The organism is Paenibacillus sp. RC67, assembly GCF_030020805.1.
Classification (GTDB): Bacteria; Bacillota; Bacilli; order Paenibacillales; family NBRC-103111; genus Paenibacillus_S.
Map to the genome: position 1 here is coordinate 4,957,768 of NZ_CP125098.1, position 21,534 is coordinate 4,979,301.

Consider the following 21,534-nt stretch of genomic DNA (forward strand, 5'->3'; position numbering starts at 1 on the left):
TATTTGCATGGATGTTTGCTTATTCCCTAATTATTTCCCACTGGCTACTGCTCTTTCCCTGAAGCAAATAATGCAAGCTTGGCATACATGTCCTCAAGGGTAAAACGCGCGTCCACGTCATGATATACCCGAATGACACGCTCCTTCTGATAATGCACATAGTGCATATCAGACGTAATACGTGGCGCCGGCTTAAGCTCGTAATCGTATGGTTGCTCATCAATAAGCAGGCTGACCGCTGGTGAATCGCCCAGAGCCCACATTTCTCCCTTTGGAAATTTGCCTCCGCTATCGCCAAGCTTATCGTTCAATTGGATCAGCTGTGTGAATAAATACTCACCGATCTCGCCACATGGCTTTACTTTGAGAGCCAGCTCCGCTAGGCTTACCCGAATTTTGCCATAGACGTTACGCGGTACCTGCCATAACGGAATGGGCGATTCAAACACAACATTGGCCGCATGAATATCGTTCAGCAGATTAAATTCCCTTTCTCCTTCCGGCCACTTCCCTCCACCGATCCACAACGCCGTCATCTTATCCGCGATGGACGGCTCCGCCAAGTAGGCGCTAGCCAAATCCGTCAGCGGCCCCAAGAAAACAACATAGAGCGGAGCGGAGTCTCCCGACAGCGCCTCGTCGATGATAAGCTGCGCCCCTTCAGACAATACAGGCGTCTTCTCATCCCGCAGCGCCACAGTCGCTCCTTTCAATAACGGCACGCGTCCTGCTTCACCCAGAAGCGACAAGATGTATTCACATTCCCTGAAGCTCTCCAGCATAGATTCTTTCGACCGATTAGTGCCAAAATGCGCTGCGATAATACCCTTCATCTGAAATCGCGGGGTCAACAGCGCATGGACAATGGCAAATTGATCATCCGCTTCGTTGTTCGCATCTGTATTCATGATCACTCGGATTTGCTTCCCCTTAGGCACATCGTACGGCATCCATGTCGTTTTCATTTATCCTGCCTCCGCTTCCATGAATCTAAATGCCCGATTCCCACTCTAAATCAGTTCATATAATGAATTAAATCCGCTGGAGCACGGAGGCCACAGCACGCTGCCAGCCCTGGTAGTAAGCTTCTCGATCTTTCACCGCCATTTGTGGGCTGTAACGAACGTAGGATTGCCGCTTGGACAAACTAGATACGATCTCTTCCAAAGAGCTCCAGAAGCCAACGCCCAGTCCTCCCATATACGCAGATCCCATGGCCGATAGCTCGGCCACTTCGGACTTGACCACGGGCCGCAACAAAAGATCCGCCTGAAACTGCATCAACAACTGATTTCCCGTTGCTCCTCCATCGGCACGCAGCTCTTGAAGTGGAACGCCGGACTCGGCTTCAATCAATTGAACGGCATCATACACTTGATAAGCAATGCTCTCGAGAGCCGCCCTGATAATGTGCGACTTATGGGTCCCTCGGTTTATCCCAGAGATAGAAGCTCTAGCATCAGGGTCCCAGTGCGGTGCTCCAAGGCCGACAAAGGCTGGCACCAAGTATACCCCCTCACTATCCTTCGTCTCTCTAAGCAGCTGTTCCATCTCCTCAAAAGTTTGAAACAGCCCCAAGTTATCGCGCACCCACTTGATGCAATCTCCAGAGGTGCGGATGATCGCCTCCAGTGCGTAGATTACCTTGCCTCCGGCCCCCCATGCGACTGTGTTAACAAGTCCCCGCTCCGAAGAAGGAGGCTTCTCACCAATATTCATAAGGACGGAGGTTCCCGTACCATAAGTAGCTTTTGCCATCCCGGGTTGAAAGCACTGATTGCCGAACAGCGCCGCCTGCGAATCACCAATAATACCGGATATAGGAATCTGGATACCATTAAACAGATCCTGGTCAGCGGTGTATCCGAAGCTATCATCCGAAAATTTCACTTCAGGCAGCAATACAGATGGAACGCCGAACAGCTCACATAGTTCCTCGTCCCAGCTCAGTGTATGAATATTATAAAGGGATGTACGGCTGGCGTTAGAATAGTCGGTCGCATGCACGTTCCCGCCGGTCAGCTTCCAAAGCAGCCAGCTGTCGATTGTACCGGCAAGTAAGCGACCTTCAGCCAGCTTCTCCTTTGCTTCAGCAGCATGCTCCAGCATCCAGGCAAATTTGGTGGCGGAGAAATAGGGGTCGAGCATTAACCCGGTTTTGGAGCGGACCTTAGCTTCCAGTCCCGATAATTTATATCGCGCACACTGCTCCGAAGTGCGTTGACATTGCCATACGACGGCAGGATGCACCGGAAGACCCGTAATACGATCCCATAGTACAGCGGTTTCACGCTGATTTGTCAACGTCATTGCCGCCAGCTCTCCGGGTGCGATGCCGGCCAATTGCAGTGCCTGCTCTGCCGTTTGTTTTACCCGTTCGTATATTTCGACCGGGTCGTGCTCAACCCAGCCCGGACGAGGATAATACTGTTTGTGTTCGGCAGAGCTTCGGGAGACAATTTCTCCTGTACGTCCCACGATAAGCGCTTTCGTACCGGAGGTGCTTTGATCGATCACGAGGATATATCGTTTCTCCATAGCTACCTCTTCTGCCGGCCAAGCATCTCAAGCGCGATCTGTTTGATGCGGTCTGCCGTAAGCCCGTAATGGCGGAATACTTCCGCTGTCTTACCGGCGATTGCAGGCTCGTCAGGAATCCCAAGAATCCTCATCGGTACCGGCTTGTTCTGCACGACTACTTCAGCTACCGCCGCTCCCAAGCCCCCGAGCACGCTGTGTTCCTCTACGGTGATTAGATGTCCCGTTTCTCTTGCCGCACTTAGAATCGCTTCTTCATCCAGCGGTTTAATTGTGTGCATATTGATTACCCGGCACGATACGCCCGCCTCCTTCAGCGCCTCGTGGGCATCCAGAGCGATGCGAACCGTCTCTCCTGCTGCAATGATGGTGAGATCTGATCCATCACGCATCATCACAGCCTTTCCGATGACAAATTCAAAGTCATCCGTTTCGTACACATCCTCAACCGCATTGCGACCAATGCGGACATAAACGCCACCGTCGTGCATGACCAGCGCTTCGGTCATTCGTTTCGTTTCGTGGCGATCGGCTGGCATCATCACAGCCAGACCAGGAATAGCACGTGCCACCGCCAAATCCTGTACGGAATGATGCGACATCCCCAGGGCCCCATAGCTTATACCACCGCTAATCCCGACAAGCTTCACATTCGTACCTGAATAAGCAACATCGACCTTGATCTGCTCAATGCTGCGCATACTGAGGAAGCACGCAGGAGACGTTACGAAAGGCTTCTTTCCGCTATGGGCAAGGCCTGCCGAGATGCCGACTATATTTTGCTCCGCGATGCCCACCTCAACGAACTGTTCAGGATAAGCCTTGGCGAATGGAGCCATCGCTGCGGATCCGCGAGAATCGCTCGTAAGCACCATAATATCTCGATCATCCTTCGCAAGCTCTAACAGCGTCTCACAAATGACCTGCCGATTAGGAATCGTATTCATGGCTAGCTCACCTGACCTTCCTGGCTGTAAAGCTCCAGCTTAGCTGTTAGCTCCGCCAACGCTTGTTTCAGCTCTTCATCATTCGGAACGTGATGGTGCCAATGGGGCGCGTTTTCTGCAAACGATACACCCTTGCCCTTCACAGTATTCGCCATAATAAGAGTAGGCTTTCCACTGGCAGCAGGTCCCGTTTCGAATGCCTCGACAAGCGCTTTCATATCGTTTCCATCAATTGAAACGACATTCCAACCGAATGCAGCCCATTTGTCCTCCAATGGATCAAGCCCCATCACCTCTTCATTAGTGCCGCTGATTTGCAAGCGGTTCCGATCGATGATGCCTACAAGGTTATCGAGCTTATAATGTGCCCCTGCCATGGCAGCTTCCCATACGGAGCCTTCCGCCTGCTCCCCGTCGCCCATGAGACAGAACGCGCGATAGCTCTTGCCATCCCGCTTGGCCGCCAGTGCAATGCCAACAGCTACCGACAGTCCATGGCCAAGCGCACCAGTGTTCATTTCAATTCCAGGAACCTTATTATTAGGGTGGCCTATCAGCTTCGTGCCGAACTGACTGAAGGTCGTAAGCTCCTCCTTCGGAAAAAAGCCGCGATCAGCCAAAATCGCCCACAGCGACTCCACCGAATGTCCTTTACTAAGCACAAACCGATCACGTTCAGCCGCCTTAGGACGGAGGGGATCAATGGTCATAATACGATAATATAAAGCCGTTAAAATATCCGTATTGCTCAGCGAGCCTCCCGTATGACCGGTTTTAGCCCTATGAATCATTTTCAGCAGCTCCATCCGAATTTCGGTAGCTTTGACTTGAAGCGCCCTAACTTCCATAGTCATTCCTCCTCAGGATTAGGATTATAGTCCCTTCCCTCTCAGCCAAGCCTGAATTTCGCTCTCCGTCGGATCCACTGCATCCGGTGTCAAGCCTGGGATGTACCGACAAGCTTCATATAAAGCAGGAATGACATTCGCATGAATCCCTACAGAGTGATGAACATAGGGCCCTTGCACCAGCTTTTCTTCCCATAACGGCCAATCGTTTACTTCCACCCATACGTAAGATCCGCGTGTGTAAGGACCAGGTATGCCCTTTGCACGGCCCAGAAACAGCTGGTAGTCCCCATGGTCTCCGTCAAAACGTGCTAACGTCATGCTGCCTCCCCTAATCTCTCCTTCATGGGTCCCCGGTGAGTGGTCATCGAACAGGAAGTGCTTCCGCAGCCTAGGTTTGCTCTCGACAGATAGGGATACCGGGAAGTTACCACAGTGGAACAACAGCTCTCCGTTCGTATTCTCTGGATGACGTACCGTCAAGTCTGCAAAGAATGTCGGCGCCTGATTCATCGAAGCTGCCTGCACCATAACAGAAGTAATCGCACCGTGAATATCTGTTTCACAGGTAACTGGAATTTGCTCATCGGTCAATATTGCATTGGCAAGACAGGGCATAATACCCATCGCATCCTGAAGCGAAGACCAGCACTGGATGGCAATCGCCGAGCTGCCTGTCTGCAGAGCGTATTGGTTCATTGCTACCTTAAGCGAAGCGATCCGTCTGACGTCTGCTTCCGTCACTTCTGACCAATCCAGCTTCTCCTTGATATAATCTATCGCTTGAGCAAGTTCGGAGGAGCTGCCTTTCTCAATTCTCGAAGAAGCACGTTGTATGTCCACGAGCGTAATCGGATGAATCTCAATACCAAAACGCTCAAGCAGCTCACCCTCGTTGCAGATCATCGTCCAGAAGGAGGCAGGACGCGGTCCGATTTGTAGAATACGCAGCCCGCGGAATTGACGAACGACATTCGCCGCTGCTATGAAATTGGTGAATCCTCTCTCGAAGACCGGATCATTTACACGGGTGTTCGTAACATAAGTGAAGGGAACGTTAAACCGGCGAAGGACTTTACCTGTAGCGAACAATCCGCATTGTGTATCCCTGAGTCTCATGCCATCCTCTAGCGGCGCCTCATCTCTAGGCCCCCACAGCAGCACCGGCTTGCCTAATGCTTTACCCACCCGTGCTACCGTATCTTCCGTTCCAAAGTTACAATGCGGAACGAATACTGCGTCTACCTGCTCCTTCTTGAATCGGTCGATGATAAGGTCCGCATTAATGTTGTCATCATACAGCAGTCCTTCCGAGTTGATGCCCTCCAAGTCCACAATATCGATGCCCAGTCCGAAGCTTTCAATCTTTTCTTTAATCATTACTTTGTACTTAAATGCATCCTCTGCGCTGAACACGAATCTGCGCGTAGGTGCGTAGCCTAGCTTTAATTTTTTCAACAGTTACACCTCCAATTAACTAAAATAAACTAAATAATAACTAAAATATTACTGTAAATATTAAGTTAAATTCATGTTATCACGGCTTTTTTTCGTCGTCAACGATTTGTTTAGTTTAGTTTTAGTTAATTAAACTAAAAATTTAAGTTTAAAATCGTTCTTTTTATTGCCTAAACATCTGTATCATAATAAACTAAAATTACTAAACAACTGAAATTTGGAGGAATGGGGAATTTTGAATCCCCCTTAATACTATTCTCTTTTAAATAAAAATCTCTTAAATAATAAATCTCTTATAGAATGTAGCAGCACCCGTGTGACAAGCGATTCGAGCGACTTTTTTATTTAAATACAGATGGATTATCTTAAATCTATATGAAAACAGAACTTATTTTTAAAAGAAAGAATAAAACAGATGAATATTTATAAATAAAAATGAATATTTTACATATCCACAGATAGATTGCTTTCTTCCTATTATTTTATTCGTTATCCCCATTGTTCCTATTATTGCCCTGTTCATTATTCTGTTTTTATATAGTATCACTGAAGCAATAATTACCTAAGCTTTCTCAACTACCCACACTATGCAATGAATCAACATATTAAAATCTGTTTTTATCTTATATAGAGAGGCTGCCCTTGCATTCCTATACGTTTGAATAAGAAGAAATGGGATGAGTGAATAAATATTAGATGTTCTTAAATGATAGAAGGCTAGAGGGAATTTGATTTCCGGACATAAACAGCAATACGAACAGCCCTCTTTTATTGTCTTTTAAAAAAAGAGAGCTAGTGACAAGGGCTATGTAGATTTAAAAGGAGATCCTCAACGTTAAAGTTGAAAGGAACATCGGGGACCGGCTCCCATTTAGGTAATTTTCGGATTTCGCTTAACATCCATTGTTTTACTTCATTAGGAGCTTCACGGTGTAATTTCTGCAGAGCAATATCTTCAAACATTCGATACTCATGAAGATCTACTTGCATTTTATAGGCATACGAATGAATTTCTTCAGCCGACGACCTTCCCATCAAGCGTTCCAACTGCTCATTCGCACGTTTATAAACAACTGGACTAAGTACAGGCATACGGGTGTATTGCCTGTTCAGGATAGGTAACGCCGACTTGCAAAGGTTACGGAATGTATTCAAATCAAATCGACTCATCGCCGCTGTGAATTCGGATAAACGATGACCTAATTCATCTGTACTTTTAGGTGCAATAAAGGAATAGACACCCGTTTTTTTGGCTATATCCAAGTACACAGCCATTCCTTTATTTTTGACCTCTTCCCTAATGAACCGGATAATATCCGAAGGAAACACGAGGTGCTTACTATGCAGATCTTTTATTTTTAACAATACATAGCGAATGAAGGAATAGCTTTTTTTCTTCATTAAATTGACGAGTTGGATTAGGGTTTGGCCATCATTGTGTTCTTCCAGATCGCCTATCCCCATCGTGAATAATTGCGACTTAATATATGAGGTCATCCGATGATAAGTCTTCTTCGGCTTGATAACTTCATGATAATAAGTGCCCTTTTCTTTCGGTATGATGTAGTAGGGGTTAATCGCATAAGAGGCTTTATAGTAACCGGTTGAATTGGGTTTGATTAAGGCATTAGGTGCAAACAAAGGTTGCCCGTCCAAAACCGGTGTATCGGTTAGAACTTCGATCAATTGTTTGATCTGATTGAGATTTGTTTTATGTAGATAGCTATACAGTCCACCGTCTTTACCATCGGAGCGCAAATTCTTTTCCAGTACTTTGTGGGGGCTATCATTTTGCTGCGCAGCGCCTTCTAAATACCACTTTTGTGCAGCTAAAGGAAGCTTGTAAAAAGCCTGGGTATACACCGCAGGAGGCAATAAGAAATAATAACCGATGGTGCCGGTGTCGTCTTGAAGATAATCATTTAAAGTGTAATGGTACGCTCCTGTGATCTCTTCTTTTACAAGTTGAATTAATCCAAGGTCGACGAATTTTTGAAAGGAGACATAGAACTGATCATTCGTAACAGGCTCTTCAAACAATTCTACCTGCTTTTGATAGATTCGATTCCGGTTACAAAACTCTAATCTACCTTTTGTATTGAAAACAGTCTGTACGGTTATAAAGAGTTGGATATCGGATTTCGTCATATGGTGAATCAGTCTTCCTCGACCGTCATTCCGGATTTGAAATTGATCCCGATTGTACTCATACTGCTCCTCGATCTTTTTAAAGGCATGAAAAAAACGATAACTGACCACAACAGGATTTGTTGGCTGGAGGTGGACCCTACCTTTAGGATTATTTAAAAATACGAGTTTCTTCAAGCAGGGTCACCTCCTTTGTCAGTAATTCACAGTTTGTTTGCCTGCCTCATAGATTTTTATCCTGAGATTTGGTAGAATAGGAGAAAGGCAATAGCTAAATAGGCCTCTTAGCCTTCTGATTTTTTTCAGAAGTTGAAGAAGCTAGTCACGTGAGGATTCGATCGTTATCGTTGGTAGCGGCAGGGATCGATTCCGAATGTCTTTCCTTTGAAACTGAGCATTGGTAGTGCTCGGTAAAAATGGGATGTTGGTAGCATTCCATTTTGTAAAGCTTCCATTCTATATGGAGGCTTTTTTTCTGTTCAAGTGCATAGAATATGTAGGTTTTTTATCCACATGTGGATAAGTTATAGTTCAACATCATCCATTATAGCAACCTTGGTAATATCATGTAAGAGTTCATAGAGTACGTGTATTTTGTAAAAGTCGTATCATTTCTAGGCGAAAGTGGAGTACGCGTTTTTAGTAAAAACCAAATCACCCCTTATACACCGCGGATTCTCAACCCACAGGGGTTTATCGAAAAAAAATGAGGAAGTATGGTACGTGATTATAGTAAAAACCATGATTAAAGTACGTGTATTTTGTAAAACTGAAATAGAAGTACGCGATTTTTGTAAAAAAATGATTTTGATAAGCACGTTTTACACCTAAATTGTTAATAATTAACAAAGAAAAGCCTTTCAAAGAGTACGTTAAGATTGTAAAAAGCTCTTTCTACGGTACGCTAATCTTGTAAAAAGCCTATTTTCGGTACGTGATATTTGTAAAAAGCGAATTCTAGGTACGCTATTTTGTTAAAAACTGTGGTTAAAAACCGTAAAAACATAAAAAAAGAGAGCGTGCATGAAAGCACACCCTCACTTTTTACATTAATAAAGTACGTCAATTTCGTAAAAAGTAAAATCTACTGGATGAGAAACGGAGTAGATCCGGCTGTAAAAAAGTCGGCTTTTTCCGATTCCGTGACCGGTGTCAAAATAATTTCAAACCCGTTCCCTACCCTTTTGTAATCATTAATGAGTATATTGGCTTCTTTAAACTCCTGAAGAGAAGCATCGATTTGCTTCAGATTGCTGTCAATCCGTTTGGAACGAAACCGGATACGGTCTGAGAAGAAGCTGTATTCGAAATGCTGCTTCATCTTACGGCCTTGCAAGTAAGCGTCCAGGCGCTCTTTTTGAAAGGCATAGATCAATATTTTAGACAGACGGTTCTCTAGACGATGTATAAAGTGACTGTAGATTTGTACCGTTTGCTTCGTAATAAATTGCTGATGAAGCGTGTCGGAGAATTTAATCTCGGCATATCGGCGGCCCGTTGCATCTTCCTTCGAGACGATGACATATTCGAATAAATTATATAAGAACGTCGTTTTCGTCTCTTTATTTGGTCCTGTTGTTCTACCTTCCAAGCTGAATCGGCCTATTTTTTGCAATCGTTTCGTGATGAGATCGTAGGCTTTTTGGCTTGTATTGCCATAAATTCGGGTCAACAGCGGACGAATATCAAACGCAATGGTTTTGTCCGTGTAAAACCGCTCCGATCGGTGCTCGATGATATGCTCTAAAATCTCCGAATCCGTCTCGTCCAGCAAAAACATTTTATCCAGTTGTACTTCTTCATTCTCCTCGATAGATATAAATGAGCGGAGCACGCGGTTGTCGCTCATTTTATAATCATCATAAATGATGGTTGCCTTTTGTTCGGAGTCGAACAGCACATTTCCTTTTAATTTCGCTTTCCCGTCGGCAAATATCGGGTTATCAATCAAGTCCTTGAAGCGGTGAGTAATCCAGTTGCGCGGCGCATTTTTCAAAAAATCAGCGATAATATACACGAGATCATTCTCAAATGCTTTCTCGATCTGGTACTGCTGCTTGGATTCAAGGTAGGGGTAATCGGTCAGACGCGTCTCCGTGTCATTAGCCCAAGCTTCAATTTCATCCAGGCGATTTTGCACAAAGGTTGGTTCGTCTTTAATATTACTCAGCATTTCCTTAAAGCTGGCGTCGGCGCTTTTACTGTTGAGGAATTGAAGCAGTACTTCTCTTTCCTCATGAATGCTGGTGCTCTTTTTGCTTTCTACGTCTTTTTTCAGCTGCTTATACCAGTTTTTCTTCGTTAGCTGGCGTCTTCTATGATAAGTAGACTTAATTTCAAGCAAATCCACTACGTCATCATCATTAAAAAAGATGTTATTCATAATATTGCGGATGTAGTTTTCAATCGATAGAGCAAAATCGGATTCTTCTTCTTCTTTATGGATCAGCTTCAGCAGCCGTTCCCGTGTTTTCTCCCCAATAAGAACAAGCAGCTCATCAAATATGAATCGAGGAATCTCTTGTATCTTAACGCTCACTATTATCTCCCCCGGATCATTTTTGCTACCTTTATTTTATAGTTTCCAGGACAAATAAACAATGGAATTTACCAGAATTACAAATACAGCCCTAGTTATTTTTTCTGGCTTTGCAAAATGGACGCGGGGGGAAGTATCTCTTAGAGCATCTTCAGTTGATCTATCAGTTCCTGAGGGTCCATCCGTTTCATAAAGTCCGGGTTGACATGGGCTTGCTGGATGATCCCTTCCTTATCAATAAGGAAAGTTGCCGGGACCGGGAGCACCCAACGGTCGATTTGATTAAACTGGGTAAGATCCAGTCGCAGCGTATGTTTGAAAATGGCTTGAAGGTATTCAGGCAATTCAAACAAAAGGCGGTAGCTGTCGGAGATAGTACCTTGCGGATCGCTGAGTACCGGAAACGCCAGCTTTTCTTTCTCTTTGTGGGATAGCGAGTTGTCGGGGCTTTGAGGAGATATGGCAATCAACTGACCGCCGAGCAGTTGAATTTCCGGAAGTACTTGCTGGAAGGCTCTAAGCTGGATGCTGCAGAACGGACACCAGCTGCCTCGGTAGAAGGTCAGGACAACCGGACCTTGAGCAAGCTCGTCATATAGAGTGACCTGCTCACCCAGCGAATTGTCTAATGTAAAGGTCGGGGCCTTATCTCCTTCCTTCAAACCGTAAAGAATACCGGACTGCTGCTGCTCCTCTATATGGCGAAAAATGGCCGCTTGTGCCTCTACTGGTGCGTTAGCGATAAAGCCCGCCTTGGCTAATTCCAATTGTTCTTTAACCGGCATGATACAGCTCTCCTTTGTGAATGAATTTTCGAAGCTTAAGTACCGAATAGCCAACTACAGCAATGCCGCACAGTACGGCATCCAGAACGATTAAGACTTGGTAATTATGAAATACGTCAAAGGCAATCCCTCCGACCAAGGCTCCCAGAATGCCCCCTGCTTGATGAAACAGCATCAAATTGCCGATCAGCCTCCCTGTCTTATTCGTAAACTCATTAGCTACTAGCATGCCTCCAGGAACGGCCCCCAAGTAGGTCACTCCAAAGGTAATGGCAAACAGGATGGGAGACCAGGAGGTATGAAGCAGCAGAATGGCAAAGCTAAGTATCCGAATACCGTACAGCAGCATTAGTGCTGACCGCTTATTCATAATATCCATTAAGCTTCCGAAAACAAGCGAACCTATGATTTCCATAACACCAAGAATGCTCATGGATAAGGCGATCATTCCAGATGGGACAGAAGCTAGTTGATGAATTGCCACCAAATTCATCTCCACGGTTCCCATGTTAATTCCGCAAGTAAACAGGGCAAAAGCAACGATGACAAATGGCAAATAAAAGGCTCCTTGAGAATGGGCTACTTGCTGATTAGGGGCCTCAGCGGGGGGATCTTCTGTATGCGGGAGCTGTTCATTCTTCATCAGGCTATTGCGTTCCGTTGGTCGTATGAGGAACAAAATGATAGGCACCGTAACGACCAGTCCGAGTAAGGCTGATAATAGAAAGGCATCCTGCCATGACAAGCTGCTATTGGACAGGAACACAGGGGTACAAATGGCAAGGCCTACAGAGGAGGCACTGCTTAGTATGCCAGCTGCTTTCGCTTTGTGGCGTTCAAACCATCTGAACAGCAGTACGTAAGCGGTCGATGCCGCAAGTCCGGCCAATCCGGATAAAATACCGTAGCCTATAAAGAAGGCAGCAGGATGGTGACTGATACATACAAGTCCAGTACCGGCTATGCTGAACATACTTGAAATCAGCATGACCTTTTTCGCTCCAAAGCGGTCGACAAGCCTTCCTCCTATTGGAGCACAAAGCGCGGCGATGAACAGATTCGTAGACCATGCTGCTGAAATGAATCCTCTGCTGACATGCAGATCCTCTGCTATTTGAACTTGATAGGAAGCCATGATGAAACGGGAAATGGCTCCGATAAAGCCGATGATCCATAGTGCTGTTAGTCCGATCCACGCATAGTGACGTATATACCATCGTTCTTGATCTATCCGCATGGTGTCCCTCCCTTGATTTAATGAGTTTCTATGTATACAATAAAAGATACCGATCGGTCTCTTTTATTGTAGCACACATTCCTCGGTTGGCAAGGGCGCAGTGGAAAAAATTTGTTATACTAGTTGCAAAGGATTATGGTTCAATTGGAGGGCTCATGAAAAAAGGAGATCAAACACGGGAGCATATTATTATGAAATCGGCTGAACTATTCAACCAGCAAGGCTTCGCCGGTTCATCGTTAAACGATATTATTGCAGCCACAGGAATCAAGAAGGGAGGCATCTATCGTCACTTCAGCAGCAAGGACGAAATTGCCCTTGAAGCCTACAACTACGCAGCCAGCGTAGTCGGCAGTAGATTCGATGAAGCACTAGATAAAGAGGAAACTGCAGCGGGCCGGCTGCTCGCATTTTTCCATGTCTATGGGGATGTAGTGAACGCCCCCCCATTCATCGGTGGCTGTCCCTTGCAGAACACGGCGGTAGAGAGCGACGATACTCATCCCTCCCTGCGTCAGCGTGCTGAACAGGGTCTGCACAGTACATTAGATAGGATGAAGAGCATTATTAATGATGGGATACAAAGCGGAGAGTTTAAGGAACACTTGGACGTGGATGCTTTGGCCACATTTGCTTTCTCCTTAATGGAAGGAGGCATCATGCTCAGCAAGCTGGAAGGGAACAACAGGCACATGCAAATGAATATTGTCAGTTTTACTACTTATCTTCAGCAATGTTGTTTGAAGGGGGATTGAACTGCATAAGTATAAGATACTCCGGTGGGGAGATCCCTTTTGCCTTTTCATGTTCGATAAGGTGTATAGACAGCTCAGCCTGCCATTAAGGCAGGCTGTTTTTCTAATAAAATATTTGGCGTTTTTCTTACATCAATTTAACTAAGCCTAATGATTCCAATTCTTGATAGACATCCTCGGCGGCGCAGTCGGGGTTTATCTTTTTAATCAAATCAACCGTTATTGGTGCACCTTGATAAATGTTCTCTACTGGATCGAGTGGCGCTGTGATTTCAAAATAGTCTTTGGAGAATTGGACAAAATCCTCTGGTGTTTGGAAAATCGTGCTCAGCAAAAAGCCGGAACCATCATCATTACCATCTGGGATTACAATGTTTCCCTTCTGCCAGCTGGAGTCATTAGGTGTACGCCAAATACAAAAGGTCACATCTTCTTGTTGAATCGCTTCATCTTCAAGTAAAGTTAGTAATTCCTTCGGAACACTATCATAAATACCCGGCCATACTTTATGCTCGTCTTGCGCATACGGGCTCAATGCCGATTCATGATCAAAACCCTTTATGATGGAGCCTTCCGGGGAAAATAACAGGATGAGATGATCGCCTGACCCGTTATCTATTTTGGCCATACACACACCTTCGTCCCATTCTTGAGTAAAACTGTGATAACGGAGCCATTCATCTTCACAAAGAATGGTATTTAATACGGCTTGTATTCTCAGTAACTTTTTTAAAGCTTCTGGTTCTGGCAGTTGTTCTAGCTTGCTCATTAAATTCCTCCTTATGCTAGGCTTCCATTCTCATAATACTAATCAGCAAAGAGCTCTTAATAGTATTTGTCGGTTAAAGCGAGCTTCCTTGATAGATTGTTGACTAACTCTTTCTTTTGACGCTTGGTATTGGAAAGATGTTTCATTCTGACTTCCCCCAGCCTATCATGCTGCGGTTTAAAAAAAGCTAGCCCCTATCATAATAGAAAGGGGCCAGCTTCTTGTATTTTTAGCAGCTCAATATCGATCTTAACGACCGCTTTGCGAATCGATGCAGGAGCACCTTGGCACAAACCGGGACGATGAATTTCATTCGGATATAAAATGACATACATACCGGGAGTTAGGTTAACAAAGTGCTCGTCAGCCACACCCTGATACAATGCATAATCCTGCTCTTCGTTAAACGCTTGGGAAGGAATCATCTCTTCATCATGAAACGACCATCCGATTCTTTCCTCACCCTTCAGTAAATAATGAATGTCGATATACCGCCGATGTTTTTCTGCCGCTGCATCCTCTTTGGACTTGGTAGTTAGCTCCATCACGTTCACATAGAGACGGTCACTGTCTATCGTATATTTCCCATTTTCCAGCTGACGAAAATCAGTATTTTGCAAAAAATCGATCACTTTGGAAAGAGCGGGATGCATCCCGCACCGCTGGCTCTCTTCTTGCTCCAAACTCCCTACAAGCATTGGAACCTTCCTTTCTGGTCATGCTTGATGACATAATAATTCGACTAAACGTATGTCCACGCCTGAAGACCGGCACCGATCATGCCGCTCCAATTGCCGCGGTACGCGGGCACGATCTGCACGTCATCCATAAACGAAGGCATGGCTCGCCGGGCTACTTCCTTGCGGACCTCATCCAGCAGCGCTTCTCCTGCCTCTGCAACGCCTCCGCCGATGACAATAACCTCGGGATTGAAGGTATGGAGCAGCGATGCAATAGCGGAACCGAGTGCAGCGAACGTCTCGCGCATCACATCGGATGCTGCCGGATCTCCGGCTTGCCATCGCGTGATCGTTGTTCGCGCGTCGATGCTTTGCTCGGGTAGCCCGAGCGATGCCAGCTTGGCCGCCATCCGCTTGGCAATACCTGTGCCGGATGCATACTGCTCCAGACAGCCTATGCTGCCGCATACGCACGGCAGTCCGTTAAAATCCACGGACATGTGGCCAAGCTCCCCTGCCCCGCCCCATGTCCCGTGAACGAGCTTGCCGTCGATCACTACGGCGCCGCCCACTCCGGTGCCGAGGGCAAGGCATAGCAAATGACACACCCCGCGGCCAGCCCCAAGGGTTTTCTCCGTCAAAGCCAGCACGTTCACGTCGTTGTCTACCCATACAGGCAGCCCAAAGCGCTTTTGTAAAAGCTGCCTAAGCGGCGTTCCTCCGTATCCTGGGATAAGATCAGAGGAGAAGCGGATACTGCCAGCTTCCCAGTCTACCTGTCCGGCCGTGCCGACTCCGATGCCCCTAAGTTGGACAACCCTGGACTCCAACGAATTTGTATCGGCTTGGCAGAACTCGGCGATAACCGCTTCAACGGCAAGGCCAATCCGCTCCGGTACGTTCTTCTCCGCTGCCAGCGTAGCAATGCTGTGCGTGGCCAGTACATTGCCTTGTGCATCGATGATGCCGGTATTGATCTTCGTGCCGCCTACATCGACACCGATAGCATAGGGAGCCCTCGCGTCGAATACGCTCCTTCTCATGCAAGGACCTCCTTTACTTAAGCAGCTTATTGACCGCTGTTACATAACGCTCCGTAATGAGCTGCGGGCGGGTGATGGCGCTGCCGACGACGACGTAAGTAGCACCGGCTTCGAGTGCTTGCACTGCCTGCTCTGGTGTCCAGATTCGGCCTTCGCCGATCACAGGTACCTTCACATGCTCGCTTAGACGGCGAATCAGCTCGAAGTCGGGCTCTTCTGACTGGCGGCTGTACGGCGTATAGCCGGATAACGTCGTGCCGATGAAGTCGGCGCCGAGGCGCTCCGCCTCGATACCTTCCTCGAACGTGGAGACGTCGGCCATGACTGCAACGCCCGACTGGTGGGCGCAGTCGATCAGGCTGTGCACTTGCTCCAGGCGGCCTTCGCGGTCCGTTATATCCAGTGCGACGATATCCGCTCCGGCTTCGATGATAGCCTCCACTTCTTCCAATGTCGGCGTAATAAATACGCTCGAGCCGGGGATGTCGCGCTTAATAATTCCGATGATGGGAAGATCCACCGCTTCCCTGATGGCGCGAATATCATGCACCCCATTCGTACGGATTCCAATGGCACCGGATTGCTGAGCTGCCTTGGCCATCTTGGCCATCGTATCGCCCCCGTGCAGCGGCTCATGCTCCAGAGCCTGGCAGGAGACGATCAAGCCGCGTTGGCTAAAGATATCGTTTTTTTCGTTCATTTCCGTTTAACCTCCATTTCTGCGAGACGATGGAGGAAGCCGCTGTATCTTCACATTTCTTACCGATACAAGCTCCATTTTCCCTCCATACCGTCCCCTTCCATCCCATTGGCATCAATCGCCTATATTCCTAGCCTATTCCTTATTATAAAAATCGGATCACGCTTTAGCCAGCTCGATATATTGCAAAATCTTTTCGTTAAGCAGCGCGACAGGAGCCATATCCTGCTCATGAATCGGAAGCAGCGGCATCCTCGGCTGGCCGCAGTCGATTCCGCGAAGCCGCAGTATCGCTTTGCAAGCGCCATATAAGGATGGAGTAGCCAGCAAGCCCGAGATGATCTCGTTGACTCGGAACTGCCACTCTCTCGCTTCCTCCATCTGTCCGTGGAGGAAGCAGTCCTCGATCTTCATGAACAGCTCCGGCATAACGCCGTAGGTGCCTCCGATTCCTCCGTCGGCCCCGATGCTGCGCCCAGCCAAATACTGTTCATCCGGTCCGTTCAGCACAAGGAAATCCGGGCCGCCGGCCGCTTTGAACTGCTGAAGCTCGTATGTGCTTTCAGAGGAGATCTTCACACCGATGACTTTATCTTGAGCCGCCATTTTGCTAAGCAAAGCGGTCGACAGCTGGAATCCGGTCGTTTGTGGGATATGATAGATGATGAAGGGCAGTGAGGTACTGTCGATCATTGCTTGCCAATGCTGTTCCACACTTTGCGGGGACAGTCTGTAATAGATGGCTGGTACTGCGGAAATCGCATCCGCTCCGACCGACTCCGCATGAACGGACAGCTCGACGCTGTCCCTGGTTGAAGGCGCTCCTACGTGAACGATAATCGTAAGTTCTCCGCGCACCTCTTCCATAACGGCTTCCAGCACCTGCTTACGCTCGGCTACGCTTTGCAGCATGCCTTCTCCTGTGCTTCCGCCAACATACAATCCGCGAACGCCAATCGTCGCATAATGACGGGCAAGCCGCTTTACCGCGTCAACCGACACGTTCCCATCCTTATCGTAACAAGCATACATGGCGATAATGACACCTTTAAACTTATTTAGATCGTATGAACTCACAGTATCCATCTCCCAGTCGTATTATTTCGTTTGGATTTGAACCCATTCCTGATGCGCTAGCGAAGACATTGCCGCTTCCGCTGTCGCTATCGACGAGCGGGCGGACGAGCCGTCAAACAGCGATGCGAATTCTTGAGGCACCGGCTTGCCGAGCAGGCAATCGCGGAAGCATTCCATCTCCAGCCGCAGCGGCCCTCGCAGAAACAACGGCGGCCGTTCACTCGCCGTTGTAAACGCCACCTTGCCTTCCATGGCAAGGTAGCCCTGCACGCGCGCTTCGTCCTCCTCGGCACAGCCGTTCATTCCGAAGCGCTCGGTGCCATCCGGACGCCGGATGACGATTTCCGAGCGTTTGAAGTCGAACAGAACGGCACCTTCCGTTCCGTTGATTTTGAGTGAATGCCCGCCCCAGCGGAACGCGGAGCCATATTGCATAGTGCCCAGTGCTTGGCCTGGGAACTTTAAAGTAAGCAGCAGTACATCCTGCCCAGACTCTTGAGATTGACTTGCTCCTGCCAGATACACCTCTTGAGCTGGTCCCATATAAGCCTGGACAAGATCCAGCTCATGAATGTAATGGAACAAATAGCCGCCCGTCAGCTCGGGACGATGCTTCCAGCTGTCGCCGCCGCCTTCCATCCATCCGGTCCGCTCGGCATGAACCGCAATCGGCTTGCCGATCGACCCAGCTGATATGAGCTGCTTAACCCGGCGGATGCCGTCCATGAAATGCATAATATGTCCTGCCATAAAGCGGACGGAAGCTTTCTCGCATTCCTCCAGCATTTCGTCGCAATCCGATAGCGATAGCGAAGCGGGTTTTTCGCAAAAAACATGCTTGCCATATTGAGCGGCCATCAGGACGTGTTCCTTATGGAGAAAATTCGGACTCGCTACGATAACGGCATCGATATCCGATCGGCTGACGAGGCTCCGTACATCCATTTCATAGCCGCAGCCAAGCTCTCCGGCCAGACGCTGTGCGCTGTCATCCTGCCCTCCGACGACCGATGCCGTACGCATCCCTTCTATGCTGTCAACAATTCTCGCCAGTTCGGCACCAAAATTACCGCAGCCGATGATGCCAATGTTCACTATCGACGTCATCCCACTCTACCTCCTGTTCCTAGATCAAGACCCGTTTCTTTGTCCTTGCGGACTCCAGAGCCGCTTCCGCCGTAGCGATGGAGGATCTTCCCGCCGAGCCGTCGAACAGCATGTCCAATCCTGCCTCCGGCTGCTTGCCCTGCACCGCGTCTCGGAACGCTTCCATCTCGAGCTTCATGACCGTCGACAACCAGCCCGGCATTGGCGAGGCAGCGGTTCCGTAGGCGACTCCGCCGTCGACCTTGCGGTAAGATTGGGCCCTCTCTTGATCCTCTTCCTCCGTATAGTTCAGCATGCTTTCGATGAGTTGATTGCCTTTTTTGAGCTGAACCTTGGAGTTGGTCATGTCGAGCAGAATAGCACCTTCCGTTCCATTAATTTTGACGAAATGCTCACCCCAGCGGAATCCAGATCCATACTGCATCGTGCCAAGCGCCCCGCCCGGAAATTCGAGCGTCAGCAGCAGCACATCGTCCTCGTCTCCGAAGCCATCCCCTTGATGAGCTAAATTACCAGAGGCCATCGTGACGGCCACGGCAGGTCCCATAATCGACTGCAGGAAATCGAGCTCATGAATATGATGAAATAAATGGCCGCCGGAGGTTGCCTGGTTCTTTTTCCAGCTGACAGTCTGCTGACGCTCCTCCCAGCCCGTTCTCTCGGCATGGCAGACGATGGGACGGCCAATTTCCCCGTCGGCAATCCACTGTTTGACCTGCTTCACGCCGTTCATAAAGTGCATGATATGTCCTACCATGAACAGTACACCCGATTCGCGGCAGGCCGCCATCATGTCATCGCAATCATGAAGCGAGAGTGCGACCGGTTTCTCGCAGAATACATGCTTGCCCGCTCTTGCCGCCTGAATGACCGAATCCTTGTGCAAATGGCTCGGGTTAGCTACGACGATCGCATCGATATCTTCACGAAGCACAAGCTCTTCCAGCTCTGCTGCTTCCTCGCAGCCCAGCTCTTCGGCAAGCGCCTTTGCCCGGGTACCTCCGTGGACGGCTGCTACACGGGAGTTCTCTATGCGGTTTAAGATTCTTGCCAGCTCACCGCCGAAATAGCCGCAGCCAACTACACCGAATGTTACTTTTTTCATTGGTATGCCCCTCATTTCCCTCTTATCTGTTTATCCTTTTACACTACCCATCGTAATACCTTTCACAAAGTACCGCTGGAACGCAATAAACACTATGAACACAGGAAGAAAGCCCAGTGTTGCTGCGGCCATCTGGAGGCCGTAATTCGCTACGTATTCCGTCACCATAGTCGCTATGCCGACGTTGATCGTCATTTGCTTCTGGTCGTTCAGCATGACCAGCTGCCATAAGAAATCGTTCCAGGCATAAGTGAATACAAAGATTGCCAATGCCCCGATCGCCGGCTTGACGACAGGCAAGAAAATATTGAAGAATAAGCCCAGCTCGCTGCACCCGTCGATTCTGCCTGCTTCTAACAGTTCGGTCGGCACGGAATGACTGAACTGCTTCATTAAGAACACGCCGAACGGAAGACAGATGACCGGCAATATAACGCTCGCCAGCGTTCCCACCAAATGCAAATCCCGCATCATCGTAAACAAAGGAACTAACGTGATTTGTCTTGGAATAAACATCACGATGACGATGATGGTAAAAACAAGCTTTGCCCCTTTAAACTGTCGTTTCGTCAAAGCATAACCCGCCATGGAGGCAACGAGACAAACGCTGATGGTAGCAATAACGGAGACGAACACACTGTTATACAGCCAATGAAAGATCATTCCATCGGTAATGAGCTTTTTAAAGTTTACCAGGGTCGGATGACTCGGGATAAATTCCGGCGGAAATTTCACAGACGAGGTCTGATCCTTGAACGCTCCCGTCATCATCCAGTACAAAGGAAACAGGAACAGCGCGGCGAAAATGTACAGCACAATATCTGCGGCCAATTTGATCGTTCTGGCTGCCAAATTCATAGGATGGCCCCCTTTCTTTTAAAATTCCATATCCGAATTCATCAGTTTGAACTGCGCAAACGCCACAATGGAAATCAGAGCCGTAATAATGATGCCCATGGCCGAAGCGAGGCCCAGCTGTCCGTACACAAAAGCCGTATTATACAGCAAATACATAATAGTGGAGGTAGCGTAATTCGGTCCGCCTCCGGTCATCATTTGTACTACAATGAATGTCTGAAACGCCCAGATCGTGGCCATAACGAGAATATATAAAGACGTTGGCTTCAGCAGCGGCATCGTAATATGCCGGAATTTGCTCCAGGCGGACGCCCCGTCTATATCGGCAGCTTCATAATATTCCGGTGAAATATTGCCCATACCGGCCAGCAGCAGGATAATCGGCTGACCTACATTGAACGTAACCACAATCAGAATCAGCGCCGGAAGCGCCAGCTTTTCATCGGATAACCACATATAAGGACCGGCATGCACCAGAGAGAGCGCATAGTTGGCGACTCCGTTCACCGGATTGTAAATCCATGCCCAGACGATGGATAAGATCACCTGAGAGGCGACGATCGGCAAATAAAAGGCGCCGCGAAAAAATGAGGCAATATGCTTGTTTTTGTTATAAATGACAGTTGCTACAAACAAGGCAAAGAAGAACGTTAGCGGAACGGAGCCAACCACAAAGCCGAACGTGTTGGCGACGGAACGGAGAAACACTTTATCCGTCAGCAAATGAACATAGTTATCCAAGCCAACCCAGGTTTGCTTGCCCAGACCGTAATCGTACAAGCTTAAGTAAAACGCGCGAATCATCGGATACAGCTCGAACATCAGAAAAAAAATCGCAAAAGGAGCGATGAAAAACAGTCCCCAAAACTGATTGTGAACCGCTCTTCCTTGTTGGACCCCTTTCGATGACATGATACTCACTCCTCTCGTTGTTTGGTGG

Annotated in this window: 19 protein-coding genes; 1 reads left to right on the forward strand and 18 read right to left on the reverse strand. The window is 47.9% G+C overall.

Annotation, left to right across the window (positions count from 1 at the left end):
- Positions 1–44 precede the first annotated feature (44 nt).
- The 9 genes from QMA13_RS22720 to QMA13_RS22760 all read right to left on the reverse strand — a co-directional run bounded on the left by QMA13_RS22720 (position 45) and on the right by QMA13_RS22760 (position 12,500).
- The gene (locus QMA13_RS22720; RefSeq protein WP_282936019.1) at positions 45–965 is read right to left on the reverse strand and encodes a nucleoside hydrolase; all 921 of its coding nucleotides are present in this window, start codon (positions 963–965) and stop codon (positions 45–47) included.
- Positions 966–1,032: 67 nt separating this feature from the next.
- Positions 1,033–2,538 carry a glycerol kinase GlpK gene (gene glpK / locus QMA13_RS22725; RefSeq protein WP_282936020.1) on the reverse strand — a complete coding sequence of 502 codons (1,506 nt, stop codon included), beginning with the start codon at positions 2,536–2,538 and terminating at the stop codon, positions 1,033–1,035.
- Between the two features lie 2 nt (positions 2,539–2,540).
- Positions 2,541–3,485: a transketolase family protein gene (locus QMA13_RS22730; protein ID WP_282936021.1), complete on the reverse strand. Its 945-nt coding sequence runs from the start codon at positions 3,483–3,485 to the stop codon at positions 2,541–2,543.
- A 2-nt stretch (positions 3,486–3,487) separates the two neighbouring features.
- Entirely contained in the window at positions 3,488–4,333 is an 846-nt protein-coding gene (locus QMA13_RS22735) for a transketolase (RefSeq protein ID WP_282936022.1), read from the reverse strand.
- A 24-nt stretch (positions 4,334–4,357) separates the two neighbouring features.
- Positions 4,358–5,791, reverse strand: a complete 1,434-nt coding sequence (locus QMA13_RS22740; protein WP_282936023.1) for an L-fucose/L-arabinose isomerase family protein — start codon at positions 5,789–5,791, stop codon at positions 4,358–4,360.
- Between the two features lie 792 nt (positions 5,792–6,583).
- Positions 6,584–8,116 carry a hypothetical protein gene (locus tag QMA13_RS22745; protein WP_282936024.1) on the reverse strand — a complete coding sequence of 511 codons (1,533 nt, stop codon included), beginning with the start codon at positions 8,114–8,116 and terminating at the stop codon, positions 6,584–6,586.
- 907 nt (positions 8,117–9,023) lie between these two features.
- Positions 9,024–10,478, reverse strand: coding sequence for a hypothetical protein (locus QMA13_RS22750; RefSeq protein WP_282936025.1), 1,455 nt, complete (start codon positions 10,476–10,478; stop codon positions 9,024–9,026).
- 140 nt (positions 10,479–10,618) lie between these two features.
- On the reverse strand, positions 10,619–11,263 hold the full coding sequence (locus QMA13_RS22755; RefSeq protein WP_282936026.1) for a peroxiredoxin-like family protein: 645 nt from the start codon (positions 11,261–11,263) through the stop codon (positions 10,619–10,621).
- A complete protein-coding gene (locus tag QMA13_RS22760) occupies positions 11,253–12,500 on the reverse strand; it encodes an MFS transporter (protein ID WP_282936027.1) in 1,248 nt (415 codons plus the stop codon). Before QMA13_RS22760 ends, QMA13_RS22755 begins: the two co-directional genes overlap by 11 nt.
- 155 nt (positions 12,501–12,655) lie before the next feature.
- Here QMA13_RS22760 and QMA13_RS22765 point away from each other — a divergent pair, with 155 nt between their 5' ends.
- On the forward strand, positions 12,656–13,255 hold the full coding sequence (locus tag QMA13_RS22765) for a TetR/AcrR family transcriptional regulator (RefSeq protein ID WP_282936028.1): 600 nt from the start codon (positions 12,656–12,658) through the stop codon (positions 13,253–13,255).
- Between the two features lie 127 nt (positions 13,256–13,382).
- Here the strand turns inward: QMA13_RS22765 and QMA13_RS22770 are convergent, their stop codons facing one another.
- From QMA13_RS22770 to QMA13_RS22810, 9 genes are all read right to left on the reverse strand, one after another.
- The gene (locus QMA13_RS22770) at positions 13,383–14,024 is read right to left on the reverse strand and encodes a hypothetical protein (RefSeq protein ID WP_282936029.1); all 642 of its coding nucleotides are present in this window, start codon (positions 14,022–14,024) and stop codon (positions 13,383–13,385) included.
- Positions 14,025–14,221: 197 nt separating this feature from the next.
- On the reverse strand, positions 14,222–14,722 hold the full coding sequence (locus QMA13_RS22775; protein ID WP_282936030.1) for a NanQ anomerase/TabA/YiaL family protein: 501 nt from the start codon (positions 14,720–14,722) through the stop codon (positions 14,222–14,224).
- 44 nt (positions 14,723–14,766) lie between these two features.
- Positions 14,767–15,747 (reverse strand): ROK family protein, encoded by a 981-nt coding sequence (locus QMA13_RS22780; protein ID WP_282936031.1) that lies wholly within the window; start codon positions 15,745–15,747, stop codon positions 14,767–14,769.
- A 13-nt stretch (positions 15,748–15,760) separates the two neighbouring features.
- A complete protein-coding gene (locus QMA13_RS22785; RefSeq protein WP_282936032.1) occupies positions 15,761–16,447 on the reverse strand; it encodes an N-acetylmannosamine-6-phosphate 2-epimerase in 687 nt (228 codons plus the stop codon).
- A 159-nt stretch (positions 16,448–16,606) separates the two neighbouring features.
- Positions 16,607–17,524, reverse strand: a complete 918-nt coding sequence (locus tag QMA13_RS22790; protein ID WP_282936033.1) for a dihydrodipicolinate synthase family protein — start codon at positions 17,522–17,524, stop codon at positions 16,607–16,609.
- A 21-nt stretch (positions 17,525–17,545) separates the two neighbouring features.
- Positions 17,546–18,631, reverse strand: coding sequence for a Gfo/Idh/MocA family protein (locus QMA13_RS22795; RefSeq protein ID WP_282936034.1), 1,086 nt, complete (start codon positions 18,629–18,631; stop codon positions 17,546–17,548).
- Between the two features lie 19 nt (positions 18,632–18,650).
- Entirely contained in the window at positions 18,651–19,736 is a 1,086-nt protein-coding gene (locus QMA13_RS22800; protein ID WP_282936035.1) for a Gfo/Idh/MocA family protein, read from the reverse strand.
- A 30-nt stretch (positions 19,737–19,766) separates the two neighbouring features.
- Complete coding sequence (locus QMA13_RS22805) at positions 19,767–20,594, reverse strand: carbohydrate ABC transporter permease (protein ID WP_282936036.1); 828 nt, start codon at positions 20,592–20,594, stop codon at positions 19,767–19,769.
- A gap of 18 nt (positions 20,595–20,612) precedes the next feature.
- Entirely contained in the window at positions 20,613–21,506 is an 894-nt protein-coding gene (locus tag QMA13_RS22810; RefSeq protein WP_282936037.1) for a carbohydrate ABC transporter permease, read from the reverse strand.
- Positions 21,507–21,534 lie beyond the last annotated feature (28 nt).

What these genes read in the sequence shown, in the direction of transcription:
- QMA13_RS22720 (WP_282936019.1), bottom strand. Translation starts at nt 965, where the DNA reads ATGAAAACGACATGGATGCCGTACGATGTGCCTAAGGGGAAGCAAATC.
- glpK (WP_282936020.1), bottom strand. Translation starts at nt 2,538, where the DNA reads ATGGAGAAACGATATATCCTCGTGATCGATCAAAGCACCTCCGGTACG.
- QMA13_RS22730 (WP_282936021.1), bottom strand. Translation starts at nt 3,485, where the DNA reads ATGAATACGATTCCTAATCGGCAGGTCATTTGTGAGACGCTGTTAGAG.
- QMA13_RS22735 (WP_282936022.1), bottom strand. Translation starts at nt 4,333, where the DNA reads ATGGAAGTTAGGGCGCTTCAAGTCAAAGCTACCGAAATTCGGATGGAG.
- QMA13_RS22755 (WP_282936026.1), bottom strand. Translation starts at nt 11,263, where the DNA reads ATGCCGGTTAAAGAACAATTGGAATTAGCCAAGGCGGGCTTTATCGCT.
- QMA13_RS22760 (WP_282936027.1), bottom strand. Translation starts at nt 12,500, where the DNA reads ATGCGGATAGATCAAGAACGATGGTATATACGTCACTATGCGTGGATC.
- QMA13_RS22765 (WP_282936028.1), top strand. Translation starts at nt 12,656, where the DNA reads ATGAAAAAAGGAGATCAAACACGGGAGCATATTATTATGAAATCGGCT.
- QMA13_RS22770 (WP_282936029.1), bottom strand. Translation starts at nt 14,024, where the DNA reads ATGAGCAAGCTAGAACAACTGCCAGAACCAGAAGCTTTAAAAAAGTTA.
- QMA13_RS22775 (WP_282936030.1), bottom strand. Translation starts at nt 14,722, where the DNA reads ATGCTTGTAGGGAGTTTGGAGCAAGAAGAGAGCCAGCGGTGCGGGATG.
- QMA13_RS22780 (WP_282936031.1), bottom strand. Translation starts at nt 15,747, where the DNA reads ATGAGAAGGAGCGTATTCGACGCGAGGGCTCCCTATGCTATCGGTGTC.
- QMA13_RS22785 (WP_282936032.1), bottom strand. Translation starts at nt 16,447, where the DNA reads ATGAACGAAAAAAACGATATCTTTAGCCAACGCGGCTTGATCGTCTCC.
- QMA13_RS22795 (WP_282936034.1), bottom strand. Translation starts at nt 18,631, where the DNA reads ATGACGTCGATAGTGAACATTGGCATCATCGGCTGCGGTAATTTTGGT.
- QMA13_RS22800 (WP_282936035.1), bottom strand. Translation starts at nt 19,736, where the DNA reads ATGAAAAAAGTAACATTCGGTGTAGTTGGCTGCGGCTATTTCGGCGGT.
- QMA13_RS22805 (WP_282936036.1), bottom strand. Translation starts at nt 20,594, where the DNA reads ATGAATTTGGCAGCCAGAACGATCAAATTGGCCGCAGATATTGTGCTG.
- QMA13_RS22810 (WP_282936037.1), bottom strand. Translation starts at nt 21,506, where the DNA reads ATGTCATCGAAAGGGGTCCAACAAGGAAGAGCGGTTCACAATCAGTTT.